Genomic DNA, 5,475 nt, shown 5'->3' with positions numbered 1-5,475 from the left:
CCTGCCGTCCTCCGCCTCAGTGGCAGGTGACCGGACCGCCCCTGTCGAGCACGGCTCCGTCCTCGGAAACGAAGCGCCACTGGTAGCTGGCCGGGTGCAGGACCAGCTCGAGCACACCGTGGGCGCTTGCGAGGCGGCGCTGGCTGTTCGGCTTGGCGGCGGCGAAGCCCAGCAGGTCGGCGCCGCCGGTGCCGACCACGAATTGGCGGATCCCCTGCCGGCTGGCCTTGGCCCAGGGGGTCTGGCGGGCGAACCGCTCATAGCTGTGCTCATGGCCGCTCAGGACCACGTCGGCGCGGGCGTCAAAGAGGTCGTTCCAGAAGCTGGCGACCGAGCCCCAGTTCCCCTGATGGGCGCCCGAGGAGAACCGCGGGAAGTGCCAGTAGGCCAGGATGCAGCGTTTGGCGGTGGCCACCAGGTCGGCCCGCAGCCAGCGTTCCTGGGCCGACCCGGGGCCGTGGTCGAGGCTGGAGTTCAGGGCGATGAGGTGCCAGCCGCCCAGGTCGAAGCTGTAGTAGCTGCGGCCCTTGGGCCTGGCCAGCTTGGCGAAGTAGGCGAAGTAGCCGGCCGCTCTGGGCGTCCCGTACTCGTGGTTGCCCGGTACCGGCCTGGTCCTGGCCTTGAACCGGCCCCAGGTCGGACCGTAGAGGTTGCGGTACTCGGCCAGGGTCCCGCTCCGGTACTGGTTGTCGCCGAGCACCAGCACGCGGTCGGGGTCCAGCTCCAGCACCCGGTCCGAGGTCAACCGCTGATGCCCACCGACCTCGGCGATGTCGCCGGCGGCGACCACCACCGGGTCGGCGGCGGACCGGGCTCGCGGTCCGCGCGTCGCGTTCACGCTCCACAGCCGCCAGCGATCATCCGACGAGCCGCCGCGGCGCATCCACACATCCCAGCCGTAGGATTGGCCGCGCTCGCCCGGTCGGGTCACCCGCACCCGCCCGCGAAGGATCCGATGCCGTGGTGAGGGAGCGAGCACCTGCACCCGGGTCAGGGTGAACCGGTAGGCGGGTGAGCCGAGGGCCTTGGTGCCGCGGCGCAGCCTGGCCTCGCGGGCCAGCTGCCGGTACTGCGGCCCGTTGGGCCAGAACCAACCGCGAAGGGTGCCCAGATGGTTGGTCACCGCGAAGCGGCCCCAGGCCACCAGCGCCCTGCGTCCGGCTTCCAGCGCCTGCTGCTCGGCGCTAGGACCAGCGGGAATCCTTGGTGGCGGCGCGGGGACATCGGAGCGGCCGCCGACCACCAGCGAGGCCAGGCTCAACGCCGCCACCAGCGGCAGGCCTCGCAGCAACCAGCGGCGGCGGCGCGGCGGCGGGCCCAGCCATCGCCGCTCGTCGTCAAACTCCTCGAAGAGGTGGTTCATGAGCCCCCCCGCGCAAGTTGGATCCCGCCTGGATCCCCATCAGCGCCGTACCTTAACCTCCCCTACAAGTGGCCGAACGCAGCAGGGCGGAGGCCACCATGACCCGGCGTCTGGGCAGCCGATCCCCCGACCACGCCGCCGGTCAGGACCAGCAGCACCTCCGGCAGTCGCGACGCGCCACCAGCACCGCGTCGGCCTGCGCGGCTCAGGGTGTTATGCTCCCGCACGGCCTTCTTCTGCGCTTTTTCCGATTGGCTTGGTGCCCGCCGTGGTGTCCCCCAGGACGAGCTGAATGCTGGACAACTCCGCATCCACCGGAAGTTCATCGCGATCCTCCTGCTGCCGCTGGTGCTGCTCGCCGCCCTGGCCGCCGGCCGGATCCGCTCCAACGTCCCGCAGGGCGTGCGGGCAGGGGCCAGTGAACACCCTGGCCAGCTGGAGGAGGTAGACGGGATGGCGTGGACTCGGACGAGGCGGCGCTGGACGTGGGCGCTCGTGCTTGTGCTGGCCGCGCTCGCGCTCGCGGTCCCCCTCACCGTGGCCCGCCGGCAGGAGCCCACGCCGCGCGGCACTCCCTTGAACGTTCGACTCGATGATTTCAACGTCCGGCGGGACGCGGCCGTCGTGCCCGCCGGCATCGTCAGCTTCCGCATCCTCAATGAGGGCCCGACCACCCACGAGCTCATCGTCGTACGAACCGACCGTGCCCCTGGCAAGCTGCCGCTGCAGCCCGACGGGCTGACGGTCGACGAAGAAAGAAAGGGTATCGACTTCCTCGAGGAGGTCGAGGGCCTCGACATCAACGACCGCCAGACCCTGGACCTGCGCATGGCGCCAGGCCACTACGTCTTGTACTGCAATCTGCAGGGCCACTACCTGGGGGGTATGTATGCCGCGCTCACGGTCCGCTGAGGTGGGAGCCGCGAGCGCGGCCCAGCGCACGGCGGGAACCGGCCGGTCCGGCATCGGCCGGCTGATCCCGCGGCGACCGATCCTTGGCGACCTGCGCCTGGGTCGCCGGCTCGGCTGGGTCATCCCCGTGCTCATCGTCCTGGTGACGGCGATCGTTGTCTACAACGCGCGAGCCATCGCGGAGCAGCGTGGCTCGGCGCTGGTTGTCAACCTCGCCGCGCGCCAACGGGCCCTCGTGGAGCGCTACACCATGGACGTCCTGCTGGTGGTCGACGGCTTCCAGGCCGACCCGAAGGAGAGCGCCGAGGACGTACGCGAGCCGGTCGATGTGCTGCTGGACGGCGGCAGCGTGCGCGCACCGCAGGGCGATGGCTCGAGGGTCGAGATCCCGCCCGCCCGCGACTGGAGGGTCCGCCGCAAGCTCGAGCAGAACCGCCGCCTCATCGACAAGTTGATCCAGACCGGCGACCGCCTCGTGGAGGGTGGCCGCGACAGCCCGCGCTACGACGCCGACGTGACCGAGCTGCGGGTGCTGAGCGCGCAGCTGTCGAGCGTCTCCAATGACGCCGCCCAGGAGATCACCCAGCAGACCGAGGCATCGATCAGCCGGCTGGTCCGGATCGAGATCGCCCTTGGGGTGCTCGGCGTGCTCGCCGCCCTCGCCCTGGGGCTGCTGCTGCGGCGGGCTGGCGCTGAGCAGGCTGCCCAGTTCCGCTCGCTGGTGAACAACTCCTCGGATCTCATCACGGTGCTTGCGCCCGACGGCACGATCGCCTATCAGAGCCCCTCGGTGCAGCGGATGCTCGGCCGGGGAGCTGCCGACCTCGTCGGCACCGACCTCGGCGATCTCGTCCATCCCGACGACCGGCACGACGTCAACGTGGCCCTCACCAAGCTGGTGGAGGCGGCCCCGGGAGCGACCGCCGACTTCGGGTGCCGGCTGCAGCACGAAGACGGGTCGTGGCGTCACGTGGAGAGCATCTGCACCAACCTCGCCGACGATCCCCGCGTCCACGGGCTGGTGCTGAACATCCGCGACGTCACCGAGCAGGCGGCGTTGCGCCAGAGCATCAGCGACCTGCTCCACAACCTTGCCCGACGTAGCCAGGGACTGGTCGACCGGCAGCTCGAGCTGATCGACGAGCTGGAGAGGAACGAGGTCGACCCGGACCGGCTCGACGAGCTGTTTCGGATGGACCATCTCGCCACTCGTATGCGGCGCAACGTGGAGAACCTGATCGTGCTGTCGGGCGTAGATCAGCGCCGCCGGTGGAGCGAGTCGGTACCGCTGCGCGACGTGGTCGAGGCCGCGGTGGCCGAGGTCGAGGACTACTCCCGTGTGCAGATTGCCGGTATCCATGACCTCACCCTGGCCGGCCAGGCCGCCAGCGACGTCGCCCATCTGCTCGCCGAGCTGGTCGAGAATGCCACCTCGTTCTCCTCGCCCAGCACCAGGGTGGAAGTCTCCGGCGGTCCGACCGGCAACGGTTACGTGCTCGAGATCGAGGACCACGGGATCGGGATGAGCGACGCCGAGCTGGCCGAGGCCAACAGGCGGCTGGCCGAGCCGTTGGCGGCCGACGTCGCCGTGTCGAGAATGATGGGCTTCCACGTGGTCGGCCGCCTCGCGGCCCGCCACGGCATCAGGGTGCAGCTCCGTCATTGCTGGTTCGGCGGGGTCACCGCGCTGGTGCTGCTGCCAGCGGTCCTGCTCGGCTCGGCTGGCGAACACCCGGCGATGGCACCGCCGGTGCCGGCCGGCGTCATGGCCTCGCCGGAGCGGCTCCTGCTGGCGAACGCCACGAAGTCGGGCTGGCAGCCGCGCTCGCACCTGCCGCTACGCCGGCACGCAGCGCCGGCACCAAACCGTGGCGGGGACACGGATGCCGTCGCTGGGGCAGGCGAGCCGACCGAGTAGGCGCGCGGTCACGATGGGTAGCTGAGAATGAGCGGCGGGGGAGCCGATGAGGGGGGACGGACCTGGTCCCGCTACTACCGCCGCCCCTACACGGTCACCGGTGGGCGTACCCGCTCGGCCCACGACGACCTCGAGCTGGAGACGCTGGTGCAGACGGTCACCGGCATCGAGGAGCAGCTCGCTGGGCTGGGCCGCGAGCAGCGCTCTATCGCGGCGCTGTGCCGGGAGGTCGTGTCGGTCGCAGAGATCGCCGGCCGGCTCGACCTGCTACTGGGCGTGACCCGCGTGATCGTCGGCGACATGGCCCTCCAAGGCGTGGTGGTGCTGTACCGGCCGCAGGCCACCGTCGCCGACGCTGACCTCCCGCCTGTGGAGCTTCTGGAGAGGGTGCTGCATGGCCTCAAGAACATCTCGTAGTGATCTGCGGCGGGCGGTCGTGCCGAGGAGACGCGCCGGCAGCGGGACGAACGTCAGCGCGCCTGAGCGCCGCCGCCCTTGATCTCCCAACAGCTCAACTCGGCAACCCGCAGACGGCCCTAGCCACACCTACCCGCGCGGCGGCCGGGCTTCGGCCGGCGAGGCCAGCAGCTGCAGGCGCTCGGCGACGGCCGCCGCCTCGGCCCGGCGCCCGACCCCCATCTTGCTCAGGATGTTGGAGACGTGAACCCCGGCCGTCTTGGAGCTGATGAACAGGGCGGCGGCGATCTGCCGGTTGGTGAGCCCGCGGGCGACCAGGCGGAGCACCTCGTGCTCGCGCCGGGTCAGGCCCAGCTGCCCGGCGCCGGCTGGTTTCCGTGGGGCCTCTTGGCCGGCGTCCAGCCCCGCCTCGGCGAGGAAGCCGCGGGCCGCGTCGACGACCGCGTCCTGGTCGCCGGCCCAGATCAGATGGTCGATGCCGGGCAGCTCGAGGAGGTGGGCCCCTGGGATGCCCGCGGCCAGCTTCCGGGCCTGGCGGATGGGGACGACCAGGTCGCCGGTCCGGTGCAGGACCAGCGTCGGGACCCGGATGCCCGGCAGCACCGCCTCCCAGTCGATCTGGTAGCCGAGCCTCATCAGCGACCGGGCCGAGCCAGGGCTGACGCCCGAGCGGGTGAGGCGAAGATAGGCCGAGGTGGTCTCCTCGTCGTCGAGCAGGCTGGGGCCCAGAAGGCCAGGCCGACGCCTTCGGTGCCCCATTCCCGCTCCACCCGGTCCAGCGCCAGCTCCTGGGTGTCGGCCAGCCGGGCCAGCATGCCGGTGTCGGGCTCCAGCTTCCCGTAGGCGCCGTAGAGCAGCAGCGCGG

6 protein-coding genes are annotated in these 5,475 nt (G+C 71.2%); 3 read left to right on the top strand and 3 right to left on the bottom strand.

The window, feature by feature from the left end; all coding sequences use genetic code 11:
* Positions 1-16: 16 nt before the first annotated feature.
* Positions 17-1,363, bottom strand: coding sequence for a metallophosphoesterase (locus VF468_06885; GenBank protein ID HEX5878031.1), 1,347 nt, complete (start codon positions 1,361-1,363; stop codon positions 17-19).
* A gap of 210 nt (positions 1,364-1,573) precedes the next feature.
* Here VF468_06885 and VF468_06880 point away from each other — a divergent pair, with 210 nt between their 5' ends.
* The 3 genes from VF468_06880 to VF468_06870 are packed head-to-tail and all read left to right on the top strand — an operon-like array spanning position 1,574 to position 4,610.
* Complete coding sequence (locus VF468_06880) at positions 1,574-2,275, top strand: sulfocyanin-like copper-binding protein (GenBank protein ID HEX5878030.1); 702 nt, start codon at positions 1,574-1,576, stop codon at positions 2,273-2,275.
* A gap of 1 nt (position 2,276) precedes the next feature.
* Positions 2,277-4,193, top strand: a complete 1,917-nt coding sequence (locus tag VF468_06875; protein HEX5878029.1) for a PAS domain S-box protein — start codon at positions 2,277-2,279, stop codon at positions 4,191-4,193.
* 27 nt (positions 4,194-4,220) lie between these two features.
* Positions 4,221-4,610 carry a DUF742 domain-containing protein gene (locus tag VF468_06870; GenBank protein HEX5878028.1) on the top strand — a complete coding sequence of 130 codons (390 nt, stop codon included), beginning with the start codon at positions 4,221-4,223 and terminating at the stop codon, positions 4,608-4,610.
* Positions 4,611-4,739: 129 nt separating this feature from the next.
* Here VF468_06870 and VF468_06865 read toward each other — a convergent pair whose 3' ends face one another.
* Positions 4,740-5,246: a LuxR C-terminal-related transcriptional regulator gene (locus VF468_06865; protein HEX5878027.1), complete on the bottom strand. Its 507-nt coding sequence runs from the start codon at positions 5,244-5,246 to the stop codon at positions 4,740-4,742.
* A partial coding sequence (locus VF468_06860; protein HEX5878026.1) for a hypothetical protein occupies positions 5,246-5,475 on the bottom strand: 230 nt, incomplete at its 5' end. The genes VF468_06865 and VF468_06860, both read right to left, overlap by 1 nt.

Source organism: Actinomycetota bacterium, assembly GCA_036280995.1.
Taxonomy (GTDB): Bacteria; Actinomycetota; CALGFH01; order CALGFH01; family CALGFH01; genus CALGFH01.
The sequence above is the reverse complement of the archived record's forward strand: the minus strand, read 5'-3'. Positions and strand labels throughout refer to the sequence as shown.

Bases quoted from the DNA above. Each gene is read 5' to 3' on its own strand.
- VF468_06870 (HEX5878028.1), top strand. From the start codon at position 4,221: ATGAGCGGCGGGGGAGCCGATGAGGGGGGACGGACCTGGTCCCGCTAC.
- VF468_06885 (HEX5878031.1), bottom strand. From the start codon at position 1,363: ATGAACCACCTCTTCGAGGAGTTTGACGACGAGCGGCGATGGCTGGGC.
- VF468_06865 (HEX5878027.1), bottom strand. From the start codon at position 5,246: ATGAGGCTCGGCTACCAGATCGACTGGGAGGCGGTGCTGCCGGGCATC.